The organism is Flavobacterium davisii (assembly GCF_042182265.1).
Taxonomy (GTDB): Bacteria; Bacteroidota; Bacteroidia; order Flavobacteriales; family Flavobacteriaceae; genus Flavobacterium; species Flavobacterium davisii.
Window position 1 is genome coordinate 1307847 of sequence record NZ_CP097869.1, and the last position, 24810, is coordinate 1332656.

A 24810-nucleotide genomic window follows, 5' to 3' on the forward strand; every position below is an offset into this window, starting at 1 on the left:
GATATGAAAAATCTGTTAATTGCACTTTTAAAAAAACACCAGTTATTTGAAGAAACCTTACTATTGAAAAGAAATCAATACTTGGTGGTAAATGGAAGTGTAGATTCTCATCTTTATTTTATAAAAGAAGGAAGCATAAAAATTTCCGTCTTTGATATTGAAGAGCAAATTATTCGTTTTGGCTATCAAGGCGATTTCATTACCTGTTTAGATAGTTTTTTGTCTGAAAAACCAACTGTTTTTTCGATTCAAGCAATTAAAAAAACAACGGTTTTAAAGATAAATAAAAATAAGTTCAAAACGTTAATGTATACCAATACGGAAAATTTAAAGATTTGGAACGCGTTATTAGAAAATTTAGTTTTACAACAGTTAGAACGGGAAATAGATTTACTTACAGTTTCTGCTAAAAAACGATTAGAACGTGTTCAGGAACGTAATCCACTAGTATTTCAGGTAATTCCTCATAAACTTATTGCCAATTATCTTCGTATGTCTCCAGAAACTTTATCAAGATTAAAAAGTCTTGATGTGTGTCAAGAAAAAATAAAATAATAAGAGGGAAATTTGTGGTAATTATACTATTGCTATGAAAATAACAACACAATTATTGTTAAAGGAATTAAAAGAGCAAGTACAAAGCCATGTGGATTATGTAATTACACTAAAAGAAAAAGATTTAGGGTTTTTACAGTGTCGAAATTCACGCTCTTCTTGGAATGTTTTAGAATGTTTAGAACATTTGAATTTATATGGAGAATATTATTTGCCAGAAATTGAAAAAGTTATCTCTAATAGTCAATCTATTGCCAAATCTACTTATAAATCCGGTTGGTTAGGTAATTATATGGCAAATAGTATGCTGCCAAATATTAAGGTAAATAAAATGAAAACCTTCAATGATAAAAATCCTTTAGACTCTCTCTTGGATAAATCAACAATTGATAAATTTTTAGACCAACAAAAACGACTGTTGAATTTACTAGAAAAAGCCGAAAAAATAGATATTGAAAGAGAAAGAATAAGAATAAGTATTGCTCGTTGGTTGACTATGCAGTTAGGGGATGTTTTTCGTTTTCTAATAAATCATGATGAACGACATATAATACAATCTCAAAAAATAAATCCATAAACTTTTGAATATAAGACTTTGATATCTCGACAAAAAGTCTATCTTTGATAATTATTAATTTTTTATTTTTTTTAGAATGCTAACAGGCAAAGTGAAATTTTTTGTAGAGTCTAAAGGTTTTGGATTCATTACAAACGACGAAACTGGATCAGACATCTTCGTTCACATTACTGCAACAGGTGGTAAAGAGCTTAAAGAAGGACAAAAAGTTTCGTACAACGAAGAAGACGGACGTAAAGGTAAAGTAGCTACTAATGTAGTTGTTATCGAATAATATATATTATTTTAGATTACCGGAATGTTACACCGCTCCTTTTAGGGGCGGTTTTTTATTATTTTGAAAATAAAAAATAGACCAATAGACTGTGTTTTTTGAATTTTTTTAAAAAGAATAAGAAGTGAAATCTGATTCTAACCCGAAATCTATTCCACTTTATTTTTCTTCAAATTCAATCACGTACTCAAATTTTAATCATCAAAATAGTTCACTATTTCTTCTTCTAAAATTTTCCGTGAGCACTTGAATTTATTGAAAAATTTTGTTTCACAACGAAGTCTAATGCGGAATCTGGGTTTAAAACTAAATTTGAAGAAAAATAAAGTGGAATAGGTTTACTCCAACTATTCGTTTTATTCGAGTTTCATTTGGACGAAATGAAAAGATTACAACCTTTTAGGATATGCCAATTGAGGATAAAAAGTGATGTGTTTTTTTAGATTTAAAGCCCTTTTATTTCTAATAAAACTTTAAGCTTAATCCTTTGTAGATTTTGATCTTCTTTGTTTAAAAAAGTCTTTCATCAAATGCGTACACTCGTTTTGCATAATTCCAGATATTACTTTGGTTTTAGGGTGTAATTGAGCTCCCATCGCTCTATATCCTCTTTGTTCATCGGTTGCTCCGTATACAATTTTTGAAATTTGGCTCCAATATAACGCACCTGCACACATTTGACAGGGTTCTAAGGTGACGTACAAAGTACAGTCTTTTAAATACTTTCCGCCTAAAAAGTTAGCAGAAGCAGTTATTGCTTGCATTTCAGCATGTGCTGTTACATCATTCAGCATTTCTGTTAAATTGTGGCTTCGAGCAATTATCCTATTATCTATTACAATTACAGCACCTACAGGAATTTCACCTTGTTGAAATGCCGTTTCCGCTTCCTGTAAGGCTTTTTTCATGAAGTACTCATCTGTAAAAATATTTTCCATAAAACAAATGTACAATTTTTGAATGATTTTGTCTTGATATACTTCAATACTGACTGGGGGGCTTATAAGTTTAAAAATGAACATTTATTGTTTTTAAATAAAAACAGGAGAGAATAAGATGATATGATTAAGAACTTTTAAGTTTTAATGGATTTAAAAGGGTAATCAATTTGTTTTATCTTGTAACTCAAGTAAAAAAATGAACGTTTCAGATTAGAGTAAGTAATTCAAAAGTTTACATTTTTTATACCATAATTCTTGGTGTCTTTTAATAAAAGTTCTTCTGTAATGGTTTGTATTTATAAGAAATTTTTATTTGTTCTAAATGTTCTTTAATTTATTAAAAAAAGGATGTAAAAAGAGAACGTAAGGAGGTTATTAGAATGAAGATATATTCAGGAATGATACAGCATAAAATCGTAATAAATAAATAGTTTTGATTAATTTTGTCTTTTATGGAAAGTAAGATATTAGATTCAATAAATTCTCCCCGTGATTTAAAAAAAATAAAAATTTCGGAATTGCCTATATTAGCAAAAGAATTGCGTGATTTTATTATAACGATTATTTCTCAGAAAGAAGGGCATTTAGGAGCAAGCTTGGGAGTTATTGAACTGACAATTGCTTTGCATTATGTTTTTAAAACACCTTACGATTTGTTAGTTTGGGATGTAGGACATCAGGCCTACGGACATAAGATTTTAACGGGAAGGAGAGACGTGTTTGGTACTAATCGAGATTTAAAAGGTATTTCAGGATTTCCTAAACGTTCAGAAAGTCAATACGATGCCTTTGGTGTAGGTCATTCTTCTACTTCTATTTCTGCAATTTTGGGAATGGCAATGGCATCTAAATTAAATAATGATTTGGATAAACAACATATTGCGGTTATTGGTGATGCTTCTATAGTATCAGGAATGGCTTTTGAAGCATTGAATCATGCGGGTGATACAGATGCTAATATCTTAGTCATACTTAATGATAATGCGATAGGTATTGATCCAAGCGTGGGAGCTTTAAAGGAATATCTAACATCTTTTAAAGAAGGAAAATTACATACTGAAAATAATATTTTTAAAGCGTTAAATTTTAATTATTCAGGGCCTATTGATGGACATGATATAGAATTATTGATAACGGAATTAAATCGACTAAAAAAAATAAAAGGACCTAAATTTTTACATGTAATTACAACAAAAGGAAAAGGATTACAATTAGCAGAGGAAAACCAAGTGAAATATCATGCTCCAGGTAAATTTGATCCTGAAACAGGGAAAATATACCCAAAAGAGGAAGAAGGATTACCTTTTAAATTTCAGGACGTTTTTGGTAAAACTTTGGTTGAGTTAGCTCAAAAAAATAACAAAATTATAGGGGTAACTCCAGCAATGCCATCAGGGAGTTCCATGAAGTTTATGATGGAAGCATTTCCAGATCGTGCTTTTGATGTTGGAATTGCAGAGCAACATGCTGTAACTTTCTCTGCGGGTATGGCTACGCAAGGAATGATTGTTTTTTGTAATGTATATTCTACTTTCTTACAAAGAGCTTATGATCAGATGATTCATGATGTAGCTTTACAAAAATTGCCTGTTATTTTTTGTCTTGATAGAGCTGGTTTTGTGGGGGAGGATGGTGCTACTCATCATGGTTTATATGATATTGCTTATTTAAGTTGTATTCCTGATTTTATAGTTACAGCACCGCTTAATGAAGTAGAACTCCGCAATATGATGTATACTTTTCAATTAAGTCTTGATAGACCCGTAAGTATTCGTTATCCAAGAGGTAGAGGTTTTATTCAAAAATGGCAATTACCATTTGAAAAAATAAAAATTGGAAAAGCAAAACGATTACGTAAAGGAAAGAAAGTGGCTATTTTTTCTACAGGAACTATTGGTAATAATGTAATAAAAGCTTTAGAAAGTGTAGAATCGGATCATTTTTCTCATTATCATTTTCCTTTTATTAAGCCTTTAGATGAGGTGCTTTTACATGAAATAGGGCAAAATTACAAAGAAATAATTACTGTTGAAGAAGGATGTCTTAAGGGAGGTTTCGGAACGCTTATAAATTCATTTTTTATAGATAATGGATATTTACTTTCTATAAAAAGATGCGGAGTTGAGGACGAATTTATAGAACAAGGGACTATTAATGAATTGCATAAGATATGTGGAATTGATGTAGAAGGATTAAGTAATTTATTTACAGTTTATTTAGATAAAAAAACTGTCTAGAAAGTTTTGGGGTTATTTTTTTAAAATAAGTAGGATTTTGGAAAATAACCCCAAAAAAATATTAGTTTTAAACTTTTTAGACAGTTTTTTTGTGATGAATTTACGTTACTCTAAAAGGATTTTTTGAGTAAAGTTTATAGTAGAACTTTTTAAACTAAGAATATAAAAACCTTTTTGTAAAGAATCTAAATTTATTGTTTGTACATCACGAGTATTGTTTGTTATTTCTTCAGTATATACGATTCGTCCATTAATATCATTGATTTTTAATGTAAAATGATTAGGAGTTCGATCAAAAGAAATATTAATCAAACCGTTTGAAGGATTTGGATAAACGTTGACTAAATTGTTGGAAATAAAATCCTCATTGCTTAATGCAATATTAGGAGGTAAGTCTGTTTGTAAAGAAGTAGGATTGTCCTTTATTCCTGCAACTCCAATATTGCTTGCGCCTGATGAAGCACTATAGCCTACTCCTCTTCTAGCGAAGACTCTCCAAATTAATTCATAATCTTGACCGCCTGTTGCTGCTTGATCTGCTGCTAAAATAGCATCCCGACCTGTTATAAAACTAGGGGAACAACCATCAATTTTGATACCATCAAGTACTATTTTCATTACTTTATTATTTCCTCCTTTTCCATTATAAATATTAGGGTCATAACCATATTTGTTGATATAAGCCCAAGTCAAGTCCCATAAAATAGTTGCCCAAACAGTTCCTATAGCATGAACGTTAATTTTTTCCGTTGCATCTGCTGGATCTAGATACCACATTTTGTTTAAATGAGCGTATGTGTAAGGATTACTATTCATATCGGTAGTATAAGGGTATTTTCTGATACCTTTGCCGTTAGTTGGTTGGTTATTAGTAAAAGTTCCTGTACTTTTTTTGTCATTTCCTTTATCTCCTTCTTTTATTTGCATCATTAACCAAAACCAATCAGACCAACCTTCTCCCATTTGTTCTGAGCTGTCCAAGCAATTACCTGAAAGTCTTGTGGAAATTCCGTGTCCGTATTCGTGCGCAATAATTCCATTGTCAAAATCGCCATCAGCATAAACGTAATTCTTATTTTCAAGAATTGTGTTAATATTGTTTTCTGTTTTTAAAGCTTGAATTAATTCATCTCCATCTGTTTTGGATAAACCAATAACGGGGATTTTAATAGCAATATCTCCTCCGCCAAGTTCTAAGGGAATGATGGAGTTATTGACCACTATTAAGGCTTTTGCTCCTGCATTTTGAGCGGCTATAGCCTTTGAAGAAAAATTACAATTACCACGTCTAACTACTGCTATCTTGTTCGTTAAGGTGTTTGTTGCGGCAGAGCATCCGTCATTCACATCAGGACTGGTAGCGTCATTAAGTAGGATAAGTTCGCCAGACATATTAGTAGGTGTTATAGGTAATTCAATATGTCCTGTATCGAAATTATTATCCATAGCATTATATGTTTTGTTTAATAATGTTCCACTTGTGATTTGTACTTTTATGGGAGCAATGTGTTGCCATAAATACATTTGCATCTTAGGATTACTTCCGTCTATAGGTGTTGAAAAGTTGGCATTATTGTAACTAGGTAGTCTACTTTGAGAATTATCTTGTGATTGAGCTAGAACAAAGTCTCCTTGTTTTCCTCCACGACCATAATTTTTGTCTTGAAAGTTTTTATTTATTTCATCAAAGCCGTATTGATACCATAGATCGTGCATGATGTTATTCATGTAAAAAAGATTGGTAGTAGCAGCATTAATTTCGTTTAGAGGTGCGTTAGATAAGCCTGAGTAAGGATAATCAAAAGTTAAATTAGGATATGTACCGAAAGATGAATTGGTATAAGTATTAATAGAGGAGATTGATGGTTCAGAATTGTTAATGTCGGAATAAGCAAATACATTATTTCCTCTTGTGTACTGAAAATTAGTAGTATTTGTTGTACTGCCAATAGTTGAATTGTTATTGTGCCATCCATTAGGGGAAGCAGCAGCAGTAAGTGGAGCTAATGCTGTAGTTGATTCAGGGTTTGTAACCATTGTTCTACCTTCTATATTGGTAGGAAATGCTTCTCTATAATGGTTGGGGCTTTCATAGTTCCATGGTATAACATTGTAGTTTGTTGTGCCAGGTGTTAATAAAGCTAATTTCGAAAAATTGTCCGGTTTAAATAAGAATAAAGGGTTGTTTGTAGTATGATTGTTTTCTTTATGAAATGAACATTTTAAGGTTTTGTTTGATTTTTTAATAATATTTCCTGTTTCAGAATCTACGAAAATATGCCATAAATTTTTTTCATCATTTCCTGAATAGTATTCAAAAAAGTAGGCAAGCTTGAGTTCATTTTTATTAGTTAAAAAATAGACTAATTGACCATTTACATCGTCTTCTTTGTTAAGAGAATTTTCTAATCTAAATTTATTGTTTTCTAGTTTGTTAAAGCGGTATTCTTGTATAATGTCATTTGTTGATGCAAAAGCATGCGCTAAAGCAGTTTTAAAATCTATTTTTTGAAATCTATTTTTTGTTTTATTTTCAAGAAGAGGGACGGATTTTAAATTACCTGAAACTCTTCCTGCTTTATCTATTAAAAAATTGGAATCAACATTATAGATAGGTATGCCATTTTGTGTTTGTTTTACGTGACAAACCGTATTATTGCTTGTTGTGATAAATTCATCGGAAATAATTAAATGATCTATTTCCGTTTGACTCATTTTTGATTTAGGAGAATTTTCCTTTAAATGTTTTTTAATTAAGTCAAGATTGTTTTGACTGAAGGAAGTTTTAGGAAATAAAAATAATAAAAAGAGGATTTTTTTTACCATATATGAATGTTTTGATTAAGTAAATAGTGAGATTTTTAGATTTGATTATAATTGATAATTTAGTTTTTTGTTGAAATCATTTTGTTATAAAGTAAGGCATTACTGTCTGTAAGCATAGAAACGAAATGACAAATATGTAATAAGCGTTCATACAGACTTTCTTTTTCTATATGGTGTTTTTCGGGTAATATTTTTAATAAAAGCTTGTCAAAATTAGTTTCATTTCCCTCAAACTTATTGTTGTATGCAGTAATAAACTTGTCTAACAGGTTGTTAATAATTTGATAACCGTTTATTTCTTTTTCGATTACCTCTCTACTCTGATAAATATTTTTAATACTTAAATTAATAATATCATTCATTTGAGCTTTGTACTTTGATTTGTCAGTTAAAGAATAAGGAAATGTGCCTTGGAGTATTAATTCTTCGTTTTCAATAAATACATGAACAGCGTCGTTAATTAAGCTACCTATTGCTAACGCTCGTAAATAACTAATTCGGTCTTCTTTTGTGGTTAATGCGTTGTATTTTGAAGTATCTATTGAATCTTTTACTAGTTTAATTAAATATTCTAAAGCATAATCTTCAGAAACTAAACCTAAATTAATTCCGTCTTCAAAATCAATAATAGTATAACAAATATCATCTGCTGCTTCAACAAGATAAGCTAATGGATGGCGTTCGTATCTAATATCATGACCTGATTTGTTTGAAATTAATCCTAATTCTTCAGCGACTTCTTTAAAAAAAGATTTGTCTTGCTGGAAAAAACCATATTTTTTATCAGATATATTTGAGGTAGGTTTTTTAGGTAAACTTTCTTTAGGGTATTTCATGAAAGCACCCAAAGTAGCATAAGTCAGCCTTAAACCACCTTCTACGCCTGGTCGGGAGCTGGTTAGTACTGAAAAACCATTGGCATTTCCTTCAAAGTCTATTAAATCTTGCCATTCCTTATCTGTCAACTCATCTTTAAATTTCTGTCCATTACCAATAGAAAAATATTCTCCAATAGCTTTTTCCCCTGAATGACCAAAAGGAGGATTTCCTATATCATGTGCCAAAGCTGCGGCAGCAACAATAGCGCCAAAATCATTAGGTTGGTAGCCGTGTACTTCTTGTAAAGAAGGGTACTTTTCAAGTATTTTTTTACCAACTAATCGCCCTAGTGAGCGTCCTACAACTGATACTTCCAGACTATGTGTTAATCGTGTGTGTACGAAATCAGTTTTTGATAATGGAATAACCTGTGTTTTATCTTGTAAACTTCTAAAAGCGGCTGAAAATATTACGCGATCATAATCAACTTCAAAACCAAGTCTTGTTTCGTCTTGTTCTTTGCGTAATCGTTTGTTTGTGTCACCTTGTTTTTTTAAAGATAAAAGTTGTTCCCAGTTCATCATAGGGCTATTTTTTAGGTATTCTGTTAGGTTTAAATTTTTTAAAATTGTGAGGTATGGAAAGTTTTTGATTCCATTTTTTCAAAATATAACGATTTCCATAAGAAATATTGAAAGAAGAAGAATTTGTATTTCTTTATCTTTTTTGAAAATCTTCTGGATTTCTAAGGTCTTATTAATTTTTAACTTTTAGATAAAGTATTAAATTGTATGCAAATCCTGTATCTCTTAATACCAAAACACAATATTTTTAATGTCAAATAAAATTCTTTAAAAAATAGGATATATTTATTGAATTATAATTGATATGTTTTTATTTCTTTTCTATTGATTTTTGAAAGTGAAATTTTAATTCTGTTTTAAATTTACTAATAATAGTGATGCTTTTTTAAATATATTTTTAATAGATTGTTGATTTTCATAATGTATTGATTTTACTTTTCTTTCTTCATGCAAATACTGTTTTCTATACCTATATATTGGCCGAAGTTAGGGATTAAGTTATAACCTGATTTTTTATAAAGAGCAATTGCGTTTTCAAGTTTAGGAGAAGTTTCTAAAATGAAGTTGTGATAACCATATTCGTTTGCCCATTTTTCTATTTCGTTAAGAATAAAAGTAGCTATTCCTTTTCCGCGTTTTTCAGGATGTACAAACATTCTTTTTATTTCGGCAGTTACAGTATCATATTCTTTGAAAGCACCACAACCTACAGCTTCTTCATTCTCATAAACTACTAAGACATGTTTTAAGTATTTATTGTTATGATGTGAAAAAAAATCTTTTTGATCCCCGTCAATATCTACTAAATATTCATCGAATAAACGTGTTAAGTGTTTAAAGTCAGGATTATCAGATGTCGTGTAGATTCGTTTCATGAATGCTTTTGTATATTATAATAGTATTCAAATTTTAGATTAAAAAGTATGTAAAGATACTAAAAGTAAAATTTAGTTGTATAAGGGAAGTGGGGAAATAAAAAAACAGCTATTTTTTAAAATAGCTGTTCTTTAAATGTTTTTTTGAATCATTAAGATCCACACATTTCACAATCTTCTGGTTCGGCATTACGAGAGCGTTCAATCATTGCTCTAAATTCTTCCGTAGTCATTTCTGCTTCAGAATTAGTTAGTTCTGTTTTTTCTGCAGATATGGTTAAAGATTCTGTTTTCTTTTCATTATTTAATGTAAATTTAATAGCATCTACGGCTGCTTTGGTTCGTAAATAGTACATACCCGTTTTTAAACCTGATTTCCAAGCATAGAAGTGCATAGAGGTTAGTTTAGCAAAGGTAGCGCCTTCCATAAATAGATTTAATGATTGAGATTGGTCAACGAAATAACCACGTTGTCGAGACATGTCAATAATGTCTTTCATGGATAATTCCCAAACGGTTTTGTATAAATCTTTTAACTCTTGAGGTATACGGTCAATGTTTTGTACGGAGCCATTATGGCGCATAATTTCTTGTTTTAGCTCTTCATTCCATAATCCGCATTTAACTAAATCTTCTAATAAGTGCTTATTTACCACAATAAATTCGCCAGAGAGTACACGGCGCGTATAGATATTTGAGGTATAGGGCTCAAAGGCTTCGTTATTTCCGAGAATTTGTGATGTAGAGGCTGTTGGCATTGGTGCCATTAATAAAGAGTTACGAACACCATGTTCCACTACTTCCTTTCTTAAAGAAGGCCAATCCCAACGACCCGATAATTCTTCATCTTTTATACCCCAAAGGTTGTATTGAAATTCTCCTTGTGAAATAGGAGAACCTACAAATGTTGAATACGGACCTTCTTCTTTTGCCATTTCCATAGAGGCTTCAACCGCTGCAAAATACATTGTTTCGAAGATTTCTTGATTCAATTTTTTAGCTTTATCACTTGTAAAAGGCATGCGTAATAGGATGAAAGTATCTGCTAGTCCTTGTACACCTAACCCTACTGGACGATGACGCATGTTTGAGTTTTCAGCTTCTTTTACAGGATAATAATTACGATCAATTACTTTATTTAAATTGCGAGTTACTCGTTTCGTTACTTGGTATAGTAAGGTATGGTTAAATTCTCCATTTTCTACAAACATAGGTAATGATAAAGAAGCTAAGTTACACACTGCTATTTCATCAGCAGAGGTGTATTCCATAATTTCTGTACATAAATTAGAAGAACGGATAGTTCCTAAATTTTTTTGATTAGATTTACGATTGGCTGCATCTTTATATAACATGTATGGAGTTCCCGTTTCAATCTGTGATTCTAGAATTTTATCCCATAATTCACGAGCTTTAATTGTTTTACGACCACGATCTTCATTTTCGTATTGCGTGTATAAAGTTTCAAATTCGTCTCCATATACATCATATAAGCCAGGACATTCGTTAGGACACATTAAAGTCCATTTTTCATCAGCTTCTACTCGTTTCATAAACAAATCAGAAGTCCACATAGCATAGAATAGATCACGTGCACGCATTTCTTCTTTACCATGGTTTTTCTTAAGATCTAAGAAATCCATAATATCAGCATGCCATGTTTCAATATAAACAGCAAAGCTTCCTTTGCGTTTTCCGCCGCCTTGATCTACATAACGAGCGGTATCGTTAAAAACACGTAGCATGGGTACAATTCCGTTAGAAGTGCCATTTGTACCACGTATATAGGAACCAGTTGCACGAACATTGTGGATAGATAAACCTATACCTCCAGCAGATTGTGAAATCTTGGCGGTTTGTTTGAGTGTATCATAAATGCCATCAATGCTATCATCTTGCATGGCTAAAAGAAAACAAGAAGACATTTGAGGTTTCGGTGTTCCAGAGTTAAAAAGTGTTGGAGTAGCATGTGTAAAAAACTTTTTAGACATCAATTCGTATGTTTCGATTACGGATTCTAAATCGTTTAAGTGAATTCCAACGGAAACACGCATTAACATGTGTTGTGGGCGTTCTACTATCTTGCCATTTATTTTAAGAAGATAGGAGCGTTCTAAGGTTTTGAAACCAAAATAATCATAGTTAAAATCACGATTATAGATTACATGAGAATCTAAAAAAGCGGCATTTTCCATAATTACTTTATGTACTTCGTCTGAAATAAGAGGGGCTTCTTTTCCTGTACGTGGACTTACATACTGAAACATATCGTTCATTGTTTCAGAAAACGATTTTTTTGTGTTTTTATGTAAGTTAGAAATGGCAATTCTAGCCGCTAGTTGTGCGTAATCAGGATGTGTAACGGTCATAGCAGCTGCTGTTTCAGCTGCTAAATTGTCTAATTCAGAAGTTGTTACACCATCATATAGCCCTTCAATAACTCGCATGGCAACCTTTACGGCATCTACCATATCATTTAAACCATAGCATAACTTTTTAATTCTGTCTGTAATTTTGTCAAACATTACGGGTTCTTTATGCCCATCTCTTTTTACTACGTACATAGTTTTGTTTTTTTGAAAACAAAAAATCCCTTCTTTGTTTTCTTGTTAATAATAATTTTTTTAAAACACCAGTCTCCCGACTTTTACAATGGGTGTTTTTAAGTTCGATAAAAGTTAGTTTTTTGTTAGATATATTTTAAAAATCAGCATCTAAAGAAAATTTATTAGCCTCTTCTTCATTATTCATTACACCTGCTTTTTGATATTCTGCCACACGTTTTTCGAAAAAATTGGTTTTTCCTTGTAAGGAAATCATATCCATAAAATCAAAAGGATTTGTAGCGTTAAAAACCTTTGCACAGCCTAGTTCTATTAATAATCTATCTGCTACAAATTCTAAGTACTGAATCATTAAGATAGCATTCATTCCTATTAGTGAAACAGGGAGTGACTCGGTTATAAATTCACGTTCTATATTTAAAGCATCTACTATAATTTCTGTGATTCTTTCTTTGGATACTTTGTTTACTAAATGATGGTTGTGTAAATGTACTGCAAAATCACAGTGTACACCTTCGTCACGGGAGATTAATTCATTTGAAAAAGTTAATCCAGGCATTAATCCACGTTTTTTTAACCAATAGATAGAACAAAATGCACCAGAAAAAAAGATGCCTTCTACTGCTGCAAAGGCTATTAATCTCTCAGCAAAAGAATCGGATTCAATCCAGCGTAGTGCCCATTGTGCTTTTTTTCTGATAGCAGGAAAAACTTCAATAGCATGAAACAATTGATCTTTCTCCGTATCATCTTTTACATAGGTGTCAATTAATAAGGAGTATGTTTCACTATGAATATTCTCCATCATAATTTGAAAACCATAAAAGAATTTAGCCTCTGGATATTGTACTTCATTTACAAAATTTTCTGCAAGGTTTTCATTTACGATTCCATCAGATGCTGCAAAAAAAGCCAAAATATGTTTAATGAAATATTTTTCATCTTCATTTAGTTTGGTATTCCAATCTGTTAAATCTTGATGTAAGTCTATTTCTTCTGCCGTCCAGAAACTTGCTTCCATTTTTTTATACCATTCCCAAATATCATGATGTTTGATAGGGAAGATTACGAAACGGTCTTTATTTTCTTGTAAAATGGGTTCAATAGTAGCCATATCTATATCTGGAATTATAGTTTAAAATTGATTCAAATAATTATGCGTAATTGGGGACTGCAAAGATTCAAATTTAGACTCAAAAAAGAAAGAATAGTTATTCACATTTCATTGGAGTTTTTAACAAATGAGATGATTGTAAGTTATTCTTTATTAAAAAGTTAAATTATTGTAAATCAAATAATTGTATTTTTTTGAAATCTTTAAATCCTTTATTTTATAAGGGTTTTAAGAGATAGTATTAGCTTGTTTTTTTAGGGTGCTAATTCATGTATTTGTTATAAACGCATTGTTAATAACTATATTATAAAGCAAGAAAAATAAATTTCTTTTTTGTATTTCTATAGGATGATTTTAAAACCTTTTTACTAATGATTTTTAGTTTAAAAAAAATCATTAGTAATGCTTTTAGGAGGTGTTATTTGTAGTACTCTTTTGCTACAGTTTCAAGTTCTTCATACCATTCCGTTCCGAATCTTCTTACTAAGGCTTCTTTGACAAATTTATAAATGGGTACTTTAAGCTCTTTTCCTAGAGAACAAGCATCTGAGCAAATGTCCCAACGATCATAATTAACTGCTTGGAAACTTGTAAAATCTTTTATTCTGATAGGGTAAAGATGACAAGAAACAGGTTTTTTCCAATCAACTAGTCCTTGATTATACGCTTCTTCTATTCCGCACAAAGCGTTACCTTCTTTAAAAATAACATAAGCACAATCTTTATTGTCTATTAAAGGGGTTCCTAGTTCATTATCTTTGTCTTTTACCCAAGTCCCTTGTTTCTCAATAGCTTCAAGACCTTCTGGTCTTAAAAGGTGTTTGATTTTAGGATAAATGTTTTCCAAAATGGGTAATTCGTCTTCCAGTAAAGGAGCTCCAGAATCTCCATCAATACAACATGCGCCTTTACAAGCGGTTAGGTTACATACGAATTCTTTTTCTAAAATGTCTTCTGAGACGATTGTTTTACCAATTTGAAACATGTGATTTTGTTTTGAGTGGTGCAAAATTACAAATAAGAAACAATAATTAGGTTTACCGTTTTGTTAATTGTTTGAAATTAGTATATTCGAAAATATTTGTTAAACGAAATAAGTTATGAATTTTGATTGGAAAGAAGTATTAACTGTAGGTATGGTTTTATTTGCAGTTATTGATATTATGGGGTCTATCCCGATAATTGTAGATTTACGAAACAAAATAGGACATATCCATGCTGAACGCGCTAGTTTTGTGTCGGGGTTGATTATGATTATGTTTCTTTTCGTGGGAGAAGGTATGCTGAAATTTATCGGTGTGGATGTAAAATCTTTTGCGGTTGCAGGATCTATCGTATTGTTTTTTCTAGCATTAGAAATGATATTAGGGATTAGTATTTATAAGGATGAGGAGCCCAAGACAGCTAGTATTGTTCCTTTGGCTTTTCCGTTGATTGCGGGAGCGGGTACTATGACTACGTTGTTATCTTTGCGTTCAGAATATCAATCCATAAATATCGTGGTAGCCATTCTATTTAATATAATCATTGTATATATTGTTTTGAAATTATCGGGTAAAATAGAACAATTATTGGGACCAACTGGTTTAGGAGTCGTTAGAAAGGTTTTTGGAGTTGTGTTATTAGCAATAGCTGTTAAATTATTTGCTGCTAATGTTAAAGGCTTGTTTGTTTAGGTTGAAAAATAGTAATTTTGTTTCTTAAAAAAAGATTAATGAAAGTTTTTACATATATAATTTTAGTTTTAGGGCTTGTATTAATTGGTGTTAATGTCGCAATGCTTAATCCCGAAGATTTGTTTAATGGAGATAGTTTGGTGGCTCTGATAGGAATATTAGCGGTATTGTGTGCTGTTGTTATTTTACTAATTTTTAATCTTTCAAAGTCAATTGAAAATAAGTTGAAAAGACATTCGTAATGTTTGATGTATTAATTATTGGGGGTGGTGCATCAGGTGTATCTTGTGCTATGGTTTTGGGTTCTGCTCAAAATAAAGACTTTGTTAAAGGAAAAAGAATAGGGATTCTGACTCATCAAAAAGCATCATCATTACAAGATGCTGTTTTTTATAATGCGTATGGTATTCCAGCAGGTACATTAGGTGCTGATTTATTGCTTGAATCATTAGAACAATTACGAGATACATACAAACATATTGTACAAATTGAAGATGAAAAAGTTTTGAAGGTTTTGTCTATTGAAAATGGTTTAGAAGTTGTTACAAATAAAAATATTTTCAGAGCTCAAATGGTTGTAGTAGGAGTAGGGGCATCTAATTTATTTGATATTCAAGGGTTAAACGAATATGTTGTGCCACATCAGAAATCATTACCGGAAAAGAAACGAATTCAATTAAAAAATATTGATTATAAAGTAAAAGAAGGGGTCTATGTGTGTGGAACACTTTCAGGACACAGAAGTCAATTAGCAATAGCTGCTGGAAGTGGGGCAGCAGTGGCAACAGAAATACTGGTTCTTTGGAATCAAGGTATAGAAACCCATAGTCATGATGGGATTAAGAAAAAATGAAAGAGCTTCCTGTTTTGTTGAGTTTGTAAAGGTGTTTTTTTATTCCGATTCCGAGTCTAAATTTTGAATTTGTTGCACTACAACACCTGCTTTCTCTAGAAAAACTAAACCAGAGTCATCTTTGTATTTCTCATGGTAAACAACTCTTTTTATACCTGCTTGATGAATTAATTTAGAACATTCTTTGCAAGGAGAAAGCGTGATATAAAGGGTTGCTTGATTACAAGATTGAGTCGAGTTGGCAACCTTTAGTATTGCGTTTGCCTCTGCATGAAGAACATACCAGTGTGTTAGGTTGTATTCGTCCTCGCAACAATTGTCGAAGCCAGAAGGAGTTCCATTATATCCGTCCGATATAATCATTCGATCTCTTACTATTATGGCTCCTACCTGTTTTCTTTTACAATAAGAAAGTTTGCTCCATTCTCTTGCTAAACGTAAGTAAGCAGTGTCATATTTATTCAATTTATTTTCCATTTTATCTGTGCCAAATAGGGCTTTGTATGATTAGTGGGGTTACAACTCCTATTATGAAGGATGACATAACTAAAGTCCAATCTCTTTTTGAAAAACGAAAAACGGATTGGATTATAAATGAAATTATTAAAACAACAAAAACAACTATTATTTGTGCACTCTCAATTCCTAAAGCAAATTCCGCAAGGGGTAATATTTTGTCAGATTTACTGCCTGGTAACAATGTTTTAAAATAGTTAGAAAAGCCTAAGCCATGTATTATACCGAACAGTAGTGTTACAATAGCAACTAATGTTATGCTTTCTTTTTTTGAGCTTTTACCAGCTGTAAATAAATTAAAAAGAGCTACAATTAATATTGTGATAGGGATTAAAAATTCAACTAAATTTTCTTTTATATAAATAATGCCAAATACAGAAAGTATAAGAGAAATAGAATGGCCTAGGGTGAATAAACTAACTAAGGTTAACCATTTTTTCCAATCATTAAATGAGTAAGGAATGGTCATTCCAATTAGGAATAATATATGGTCATAAGCCTTGATGTTTAATACATGTTTTAGACCGATTTCAAAGTATAACCAAAATTCTTGCATATAATAGTAGGATTAAAGAGTTTCAAACTTACAAATTTTTTATTAATGATTTTATTTTATTATTCAGTTTTATGATGATGTTGCTTTAGTGTAAAGAAGATATTTTGTTGATTTTTAGTGTGTTAAAAAAAATAAAAGTTCTGGGTTTTATATGATTAAAAAGATAAATTGGAGTTAAATATACGAAATTGTTTTGCGATGTAGAAAAAAGGAGGTAATAGAATAGATGAATTTAGGGGGGTAAGTTTATTTTGTAGTTTTTTCAAGAGTTATATAGGATTGATTTGAACTCAGATTATCTCTTATAGATTTTGTGAGAATAAATTAACTCTTTTATTTCAATTGTTTGTGTGAAATTTTAGAATTAAGAAAAAGGAGGCTATTTTGATGATTAAACCCAGATTAATATTATGCGTTAGGAATTTATTGCAAATAAAAAGGAGGATGAAGAGGGGGAATGGAAGGAATTTTTTGTTTTTACAATGAGGCTGTTCAAAAAGTTTAGGACAGCCTCATTATAAAAGATTGTGTTTTGTGTAAATTATCTTTTTTATTATATTTTAAAAGTTATTACGGGTTTTTTTGCGTGATTTACTAGGCTTTCACTTATACTGCCATTAAAAAAATGAGCTAATCCTTTTCTTCCATGTGTACACATACCTATTAAATCAGCATTTAGATCATTAGCTATGTTTAAGATGCCTGCTTCCACATTAACATCGTTGTATATATGTGTTTCATATTTGTCGATCTTAAATCCGCTAACAAAGTCGTTCATTAATTTTCTGGCATCTTGTGTAGAACGAAAATTATTAGGCGTGTTTATGTTTACAAGATGTAAAGTGGCATCGAATTCATTGGTAAGGCGAACGATACACTCAAAAGGTTTCTTGATTTCATCTAGAAAGTCTGAAGCAAATATAAAATGGTTTACTTTGAAGTCAGGATCATCTTCCTTGATGACTAGAACAGGAATGGAAGAGTTTCTAACAATTTTTTCTGTATTTGATCCTACGAACATTTCTTTAATACCATTTGCTCCATGTGATCCCATGATGATAAGGTCAAACGTATTGTTTTGTATTGTTTTCATGATGCCTTCAAAAGGCTGGTCTATTTGGATTATTTTAGAAGTTTCTATTCCGTCTAAATATTCTTCATCCATTAAATCATCCATTCTGTTTGTTATCGCATTTTTGAAAAAGACGATTTCAGGAATATCATGACCATGAGTAACTGTATCATTTCCTTGTCCAGGTAGTTCTAATAAGTGAATTAGATATATTTCGGCATTATGCTTTCTTGCAAATTGTGCGGCAACTTTAAGAGCATACTCTGCATGTTGAGAAAAATCGGTAGGAACTAAAATTCGTTTCATAATGGGGTTATTGTTTAATGGTTTGTTTTTCTTAATCTCACAGATAAAGGTAAGAAAGTTTTTAATAAAAATCAATCAGTTAGTAAAATAAAAAAAAAAATGTATATTTGTGCCGTTATTTAGAAGTTAAACATTAAATAATGAGGCACGCATCGCGTGCCTCTTTTTATACCAATGACATTTAAAGAAAAAGTAGGGCAGTTATTAAATCAAACTTTGGAAGATTTTCCAGATCTTTTTTTAATTGATTTAACTATAACTGATAGTAATAAAATTATCGTAACTTTAGATGGCGATAATGGAGTGCAATTACAAGATTGCGTGAACATAAGCAGAGCTATTGAAAACAACCTTGATAGAGAGGAACAAGATTTTGCCTTAGAGGTGGCTTCCGCTGGTGTATCGGCTCCCTTAACAAGAATTCGTCAATTCAAGAAGAATGTAGGGCGTACCGTAAAGCTCAGAACGGCAGAGAAAGTGTATGAAGCGCTTTTAGTAGAAGCCGATGATGAGGTGGTTACTTTAGAGTGGACTGCACGTGAACCAAAAAAAGTAGGAAAAGGAAAAGAAACTGTTGTTCACAATGAAAAAATACAATATGGCAATATTGTGGAGGCAGTAGTTACAATTATATTTTAAAAAAAAATCAAAGAGTTGTATGGAGAATTTAGCATTAATCGAATCGTTTTCAGAATTTAAAGATAATAAATCTATCGATCGTGTTACATTAATGGCTATTTTGGAAGATGTGTTTAGAAGTGCATTGAAGAAAAAATACGGATCCGATGAAAATTTTGATATTATTATCAATCCTGACAAAGGCGATATGGAGATTTGGAGACGTCGTGTTATTGTAGCAGATGAGGATTTAGATTTCGAAAATGAGGAAATTACGCTGACAGAAGCTCGTAGAATAGAACCAGATTTTGAAATTGGAGAAGAAGTATCGGAAGAAGTAAAATTAATAGATCTAGGAAGAAGAGCCATTTTAGCTTTACGTCAGAATTTAATTTCTAAAATTCACGAACATGATAGTACTAATTTGTATAAACAATTCAAAGATTTAATCGGTGATATTTATACCGCAGAGGTACATCACGTACGCCCCAAAGCTGTAATATTAGTTGATGATGAAGGAAATGAAATTGTATTGCCAAAAGAAAAACAAATACAATCTGATTTTTTTAGAAAAGGTGATAATGTTCGCGGAGTTATAGAAAATGTTGAACTAAAGGGGAACAAACCACAAATCATCATGTCTAGAACTTCTGAAAAATTCTTAGAAAAACTATTTGAACAAGAAATTCCAGAAGTGTTTGATGGTTTAATTACAATTAAAAAAGTAGTTCGTATACCTGGAGAAAAAGCAAAAGTAGCGGTAGATTCTTATGATGATAGAATCGATCCAGTAGGTGCTTGTGTAGGTATGAAAGGTTCTCGTATTCACGGAATAGTTCGTGAATTAGGAAATGAAAATATTGATGTAATTAATTATACCAACAATACACAGTTATTTATTACTAGAGCATTAAGTCCTGCAAAAGTTTCTTCAATTAAAATTGATGAAGAAAAGAAAACAGCTGAGGTATATCTAAAATTAGAAGAAGTATCAAAAGCAATTGGTCGGGGTGGTCAAAACATCAAACTAGCAGGGATGTTAACGGGTTATGAATTAGATGTAATTCGAGAAGGAAGTGCACAAGAAGATGAAGATGATGTTGAATTAACAGAGTTTGCAGACGAAATTGATGGTTGGATCATAGACGAGTTTGCAAAAGTAGGGCTAGACACAGCACGTAGTATTTTAAGTCAAGATGTAGAAGATTTAGTACGTCGTACGGATTTAGAAGAAGAAACTATTCTTGATGTAATCAAGATTTTAAAAGAAGAATTTGAAGATTAATCGCTTTTTAATCCACAAAAAAATAAAAAAAACCATAAATAAAATTTATGTCTGAAGGAACAATAAGAATAAACAAAGTATTAAGAGAATTTAATATATCTCTTGAGCGAGCTGTTGATTTTTTAAAGGATAAAGGTTTTATAATAGAATCTAATCCAAATACCAAAATCACAGAGGAGATATATGGTATTCTATCTAATCAATTTGCTGGAGATAAAGGTAACAAAGACGCATCTAAAGAAGTAGGCGAAGAAAAACGTAAAGAAAAAGAAGCGTTACGTTTAGAGCGTGAACACGAATTAGAGCAAAAACGCCTTGAAGAAGAACGTGCGCGTCAGGATGTTATCAAAGCCAAAGCAGCGGCTTTGTCAGGGCCTAAAAAAGTAGGAAAGATAGACTTAAATCCTAAGCCTGTTGCAAAACCTGAAATCGAAACACCAAAAGTAGAAGTAGAGCCCGTTGAAAAAGAAATTTCAAAACCTACAGTAGTAGAAGAAGAAAAGGTTGTGGTAAAAATTGAACCAAAACAGGAAAAACCAGTAGAAATTAAGGTTAAACCTGTGGTGGTGTCTCCTGTTGAAAAAAAGGTAGAAAAAGTGGTAGAAAAACAAATAGAAAAACCACAAGTGAAAGTAATAAAACCCGTAGTTGAGCCAAAAGTAGAAACTAAAGCTGAAAAGCCTGCAACAAGTCCTTCAGTTGAAGCAGGTCAAGTAGTAGAAGAACGCTATGAAACTCAATATCAAAAACTATCAGGTGCTACTTTTACAGGTCAAAAAATTGACCTTTCTCAATTTGAAAAACCTAAAAAGAAAAAAGAAGATTCAAGACCTAACCAAGGTGGGAATAATAACCATCAAGGAGGGAATGATGCCAATAAGAAAAAACGTAATCGAATTCCTTCTAAGCCTAACCAGTCTAATAAACAAGACGGTAATAACAATAATAATAACAACGGGCAGGGGAATAGAGGTAATCACGGAGGAAACCACAATGGAAACAAAGGTGGAAACAAATTCAATAAAAAAGCACCTGTTGTAAAAGTTGAACCAACAGAAGAAGAAGTAAAAAATCAGATTAAAGAAACTCTTGAAAGATTACAAGGAAAAGGAAATAAATCAAAAGCAGCTAAGTATCGCCGTGATAAACGAGATTCTCATAGAGAACGTAATGAGGCTGAGTTAGCAGCAAAAGAAGAGGGAAGCAAAGTTCTTAAGGTTACAGAATTCGTAACAGTGGGTGAAATTGCAACTATGATGGATGTCCCAATTACGAAGGTTATTGGAACATGTATGTCCTTGGGAATCATGGTAACCATGAATCAGCGTTTAGATGCTGAAACGTTAACGATTGTGGCAGATGAATTTGGATATGAAGTACAGTTTACTACTGCTGATATTGAAGAAGCAATTGAAATTGTAGAAGATAAGCCAGAAGATTTAAAACAACGTGCTCCAATTGTAACCGTAATGGGTCACGTAGATCATGGTAAAACATCACTACTAGATTATATCCGTAAAACAAATGTAATTGCAGGTGAGTCAGGAGGTATTACACAGCATATTGGTGCTTACGGAGTAGAATTAGAAAGCGGTCAAGAAATTACATTCCTTGATACGCCAGGTCACGAAGCTTTTACTGCAATGCGAGCTCGTGGTGCTCAAGTAACAGATATTGCGATTATTGTAGTGGCAGCTGATGATGATATCATGCCACAAACTAAGGAAGCAATTAGCCATGCACAAGCAGCGGGTGTGCCAATAATTTTCGCAATTAACAAAATTGATAAGCCAACAGCTAATCCTGATAAAATTAAAGAAAAATTAGCAGCCATGAACTTCCTTGTTGAAGAATGGGGAGGTAAATACCAGTCTCATGATATTTCTGCTAAGATGGGTATTGGTGTAAAAGAATTACTTGAAAAAGTATTATTAGAAGCCGAGATACTAGAATTAAAAGCAAACCCTGATAAACCAGCAGTAGGAACGGTTGTAGAAGCATTCTTAGATAAAGGACGCGGTTATGTATCTACAATTTTAGTACAAGCAGGAACTCTTAAAATTGGTGATTATGTGTTAGCTGGTAAGCACCACGGTAAAATTCGTGCTATGCAAGATGAACGTGGTCATAATGTAAAAGAAGCAGGGCCTTCAACACCAGTATCCATATTAGGTTTGGATGGAGCTCCTACAGCTGGAGATAAGTTTAATGTATTTGAAGATGAAAGAGAAGCAAAACAAATTGCCGCTAAACGTACTCAGCTATTACGTGAGCAATCTGTAAGAACACAACGCCATATTACATTAGATGAAATTGGACGTCGTATTGCATTAGGTCAATTCAAAGAATTAAATATTATTTTAAAAGGAGACGTAGATGGATCAGTGGAAGCATTATCAGATTCATTCTCTAAATTGTCAACAGAAGAAATTCAGATCAATATTATTCACAAAGGAGTGGGGGCTATTACCGAGTCAGATGTAATGTTAGCTTCTGCTTCCGATGCAATTATTATAGGGTTTAACGTACGACCACAAGGAAATGCTAAATCATTAGCAGAAAAAGAAGAGATAGATATTCGTCATTATTCCATCATCTATGCTGCAATTGATGATTTACGTGATGCAATGGAAGGTATGTTATCTCCTGAGTTTAAAGAAGAAATTACGGGTACTGCCGAAATACGTGAATTATTCAAAATTTCGAAAGTGGGTACCATTGCAGGATGTATGGTTACAGATGGTAAGATTTTTAGATCCAATAAAATCCGCCTAATCCGCGAAGGAGTTGTAATTTATACAGGTGATTTGATAGCCTTAAAACGTTTCAAAGACGATGTGAAAGAAGTTTCTAAAGGATACGATTGCGGTATGCAGATTAAAGGTTACAACGATATTCAAGAATACGACGTAATTGAAGGATTCACTACCGTAGAAGTTAAAAAGAAATTGAAATAATACAATATGTATACAATAAAAAAACCTCGATTTATCGAGGTTTTTTTATTGTATACCACTACTTCTTTTCTTGAAAAAATAGCAGAATAAAAAATCTTATGAAAATATATAGTTCGAAAATAGAACACCTTATTTATAATTTAATTTCTTGTAAAGATCTTTTGTTTATTTTATAGCCAATTATAATCTCTTATTTCTCTTTTCCTTTCGTTATATAATAAATAGGAATTCCTCCTAACATAATTAATACTCCCCATCCACAAGTACTTGTTTTATCTATTAAAAGCATGATACAAATAGCCAAAGAAACAATAATATAAAGTGCAGGTAAAATAGGGTAACCAAAAGCTTTATAGGGCCTTTTTAATTCAGGCTTTTTCTTTCTTAAGATAAAAATCCCTAGAATCGTCAAAATATAAAAAATAATAACTATAATCATTACAAAATCTAACAAATCACCATATTTGCCTGTTAAACAAAGTAAAGAGGCCCAAATACATTGAATCCATAATCCCCAGCCAGGAACAGCTGCGCTATTTAATTCAGCAGCCTTTTTAAAAAATAAACCATCTTTTGCCATCGTATAATACACCCTTGATCCCGCCATGATTAATCCATTATTACAACCAAAAGTAGAAATCATGATCATAATTGCGATAATAAAAGTCCCTGTTGTGCCAAAAATATGCTCTGATGCAACCACAGCCACTCGGTCTGAAGGAGCAAAGGCAATGGCGTTCAATGGCATAACGGCTAAATACATTACATTTGCTAATATGTAAATTATACTTACAATTAAAGTTCCTAAGAAGAGACTTAATCCTACATTTCGTTCAGGATTTTTTATTTCACCAGAAATAAAAGTTACACCATTCCAAGCATCACTTGAAAATAAAGAACCTACCATAGAAGCTGCAATAGCAGATAATAAAGTATATCCGCTCAGAATTGTCCAAGTGTTAGTTCCTTTATTAAAGGACTGAGCTGTCCAACTAGTATTCCAATTGTTATTCCAAATGTCACTTTTAGCAGCCAATATGAATCCAAATACGATGAGCCCAAATAAGGATGCAATTTTTGTAATAGTAAATATTTTTTGAATTATTTTTCCGTTTTTAACCCCTTTGCTATTGATATAAGTAAGAATTATAATGGTAATGATAGAAACAATTTGTGCAGCGCTTAGCTTGAAATTAGGGAGGTTAATAATAAAATTATTTTCGCTAAATGCTGGAATAAGATAGGCCGTAAATTTAGAAAAGGCAACGCCTACAGCTGCTATAGTTCCTGTTTGTATGACCGCAAAAAAACTCCATCCGTACAGAAATGCAATCAATTTGTTATAAGCCTCTTTTAAATAAACATATTGTCCTCCTGCTTCTGGATACATAGCGCTAAGTTCGCCATAACTAACGGCAGCTGTCATAGTTATAAGTGCAGAAATAATCCATATAGTTATTAACCATCCAGCACTGCCAATATTACGAGCAATATCAGCACTTACAATAAATATACCCGAACCAATCATAGAACCTACTACTAGTAGTGTTCCGTCTAGTAAACCTAATTCTTTTTTAAATTCTTGTGTTTGTTTTTCCATAGTTT

The 24810-nt window shown here is 31.9% G+C and carries 21 protein-coding genes; 10 read left to right on the top strand and 11 right to left on the bottom strand.

The genetic code is table 11. The features are described from left to right. Positions 1-3: 3 nt before the first annotated feature. From NAB20_RS05475 to NAB20_RS05485, 3 genes are all read left to right on the top strand, one after another. A complete protein-coding gene (locus NAB20_RS05475) occupies positions 4-555 on the top strand; it encodes a Crp/Fnr family transcriptional regulator (protein ID WP_105195526.1) in 552 nt (183 codons plus the stop codon). A 34-nt stretch (positions 556-589) separates the two neighbouring features. After that, positions 590-1132, top strand: a complete 543-nt coding sequence (locus NAB20_RS05480) for a DinB family protein (protein WP_105195525.1) — start codon at positions 590-592, stop codon at positions 1130-1132. 76 nt (positions 1133-1208) lie between these two features. After that, the gene (locus NAB20_RS05485; RefSeq protein ID WP_014166123.1) at positions 1209-1406 is read left to right on the top strand and encodes a cold-shock protein; all 198 of its coding nucleotides are present in this window, start codon (positions 1209-1211) and stop codon (positions 1404-1406) included. Between the two features lie 479 nt (positions 1407-1885). Here the strand turns inward: NAB20_RS05485 and NAB20_RS05490 are convergent, their stop codons facing one another. After that, positions 1886-2344, bottom strand: a complete 459-nt coding sequence (locus tag NAB20_RS05490) for a nucleoside deaminase (RefSeq protein WP_088390546.1) — start codon at positions 2342-2344, stop codon at positions 1886-1888. Positions 2345-2799: 455 nt separating this feature from the next. On the opposite strand from NAB20_RS05490, the gene NAB20_RS05495 reads away from it, so the two are divergent. Continuing rightward, entirely contained in the window at positions 2800-4584 is a 1785-nt protein-coding gene (locus NAB20_RS05495; RefSeq protein WP_127823513.1) for a 1-deoxy-D-xylulose-5-phosphate synthase, read from the top strand. Between the two features lie 105 nt (positions 4585-4689). On the opposite strand, the gene NAB20_RS05500 is transcribed toward NAB20_RS05495, so the two are convergent. From NAB20_RS05500 to NAB20_RS05525, 6 genes are all read right to left on the bottom strand, one after another. Beyond that, positions 4690-7410, bottom strand: a complete 2721-nt coding sequence (locus tag NAB20_RS05500; RefSeq protein WP_375605666.1) for a M36 family metallopeptidase — start codon at positions 7408-7410, stop codon at positions 4690-4692. 59 nt (positions 7411-7469) lie between these two features. After that, positions 7470-8810, bottom strand: coding sequence for a deoxyguanosinetriphosphate triphosphohydrolase (locus tag NAB20_RS05505; protein WP_088390534.1), 1341 nt, complete (start codon positions 8808-8810; stop codon positions 7470-7472). Between the two features lie 434 nt (positions 8811-9244). After that, on the bottom strand, positions 9245-9688 hold the full coding sequence (locus NAB20_RS05510) for a GNAT family N-acetyltransferase (protein ID WP_105195522.1): 444 nt from the start codon (positions 9686-9688) through the stop codon (positions 9245-9247). A 152-nt stretch (positions 9689-9840) separates the two neighbouring features. Further along, complete coding sequence (locus NAB20_RS05515) at positions 9841-12252, bottom strand: ribonucleoside-diphosphate reductase subunit alpha (protein ID WP_105195521.1); 2412 nt, start codon at positions 12250-12252, stop codon at positions 9841-9843. Positions 12253-12388: 136 nt separating this feature from the next. Next, entirely contained in the window at positions 12389-13366 is a 978-nt protein-coding gene (locus NAB20_RS05520) for a ribonucleotide-diphosphate reductase subunit beta (RefSeq protein ID WP_088390528.1), read from the bottom strand. A gap of 418 nt (positions 13367-13784) precedes the next feature. Beyond that, on the bottom strand, positions 13785-14351 hold the full coding sequence (locus tag NAB20_RS05525) for a DUF3109 family protein (RefSeq protein ID WP_105195520.1): 567 nt from the start codon (positions 14349-14351) through the stop codon (positions 13785-13787). Between the two features lie 115 nt (positions 14352-14466). Between NAB20_RS05525 and NAB20_RS05530 the strand changes: the two genes are divergently transcribed. From NAB20_RS05530 to NAB20_RS05540, 3 genes are read left to right on the top strand one after another with little or no spacing between them, the layout of a single operon-like run. Then, positions 14467-15042 (top strand): MarC family protein, encoded by a 576-nt coding sequence (locus tag NAB20_RS05530; RefSeq protein ID WP_105195519.1) that lies wholly within the window; start codon positions 14467-14469, stop codon positions 15040-15042. Between the two features lie 38 nt (positions 15043-15080). Next, entirely contained in the window at positions 15081-15284 is a 204-nt protein-coding gene (locus NAB20_RS05535; RefSeq protein ID WP_105195518.1) for a hypothetical protein, read from the top strand. Next, positions 15284-15895 carry an FAD-dependent oxidoreductase gene (locus tag NAB20_RS05540; RefSeq protein WP_105195517.1) on the top strand — a complete coding sequence of 204 codons (612 nt, stop codon included), beginning with the start codon at positions 15284-15286 and terminating at the stop codon, positions 15893-15895. Before NAB20_RS05535 ends, NAB20_RS05540 begins: the two co-directional genes overlap by 1 nt. A gap of 39 nt (positions 15896-15934) precedes the next feature. Here the strand turns inward: NAB20_RS05540 and NAB20_RS05545 are convergent, their stop codons facing one another. The 3 genes from NAB20_RS05545 to NAB20_RS05555 all read right to left on the bottom strand — a co-directional run bounded on the left by NAB20_RS05545 (position 15935) and on the right by NAB20_RS05555 (position 18345). Further along, entirely contained in the window at positions 15935-16372 is a 438-nt protein-coding gene (locus NAB20_RS05545) for a dCMP deaminase family protein (RefSeq protein WP_088390518.1), read from the bottom strand. A 1-nt stretch (position 16373) separates the two neighbouring features. Further along, positions 16374-16967 carry a HupE/UreJ family protein gene (locus NAB20_RS05550; protein ID WP_127823515.1) on the bottom strand — a complete coding sequence of 198 codons (594 nt, stop codon included), beginning with the start codon at positions 16965-16967 and terminating at the stop codon, positions 16374-16376. 553 nt (positions 16968-17520) lie between these two features. Continuing rightward, positions 17521-18345: a universal stress protein gene (locus tag NAB20_RS05555; protein WP_375605667.1), complete on the bottom strand. Its 825-nt coding sequence runs from the start codon at positions 18343-18345 to the stop codon at positions 17521-17523. 174 nt (positions 18346-18519) lie between these two features. Between NAB20_RS05555 and rimP the strand changes: the two genes are divergently transcribed. Genes rimP through infB form a run of 3 tightly spaced genes read left to right on the top strand, consistent with a single transcriptional unit; the run spans position 18520 to position 23205 of the window. Then, complete coding sequence (gene rimP, locus NAB20_RS05560) at positions 18520-18984, top strand: ribosome assembly cofactor RimP (RefSeq protein WP_088390512.1); 465 nt, start codon at positions 18520-18522, stop codon at positions 18982-18984. 19 nt (positions 18985-19003) lie between these two features. Further along, the gene (nusA, locus tag NAB20_RS05565) at positions 19004-20248 is read left to right on the top strand and encodes a transcription termination factor NusA (protein ID WP_088390510.1); all 1245 of its coding nucleotides are present in this window, start codon (positions 19004-19006) and stop codon (positions 20246-20248) included. Between the two features lie 47 nt (positions 20249-20295). Beyond that, positions 20296-23205, top strand: coding sequence for a translation initiation factor IF-2 (gene infB, locus NAB20_RS05570; RefSeq protein ID WP_375605668.1), 2910 nt, complete (start codon positions 20296-20298; stop codon positions 23203-23205). Positions 23206-23395: 190 nt separating this feature from the next. On the opposite strand, the gene NAB20_RS05575 is transcribed toward infB, so the two are convergent. Then, positions 23396-24805, bottom strand: coding sequence for an APC family permease (locus tag NAB20_RS05575; protein ID WP_105195513.1), 1410 nt, complete (start codon positions 24803-24805; stop codon positions 23396-23398). Between the last annotated feature and the right edge of the window lie 5 nt (positions 24806-24810).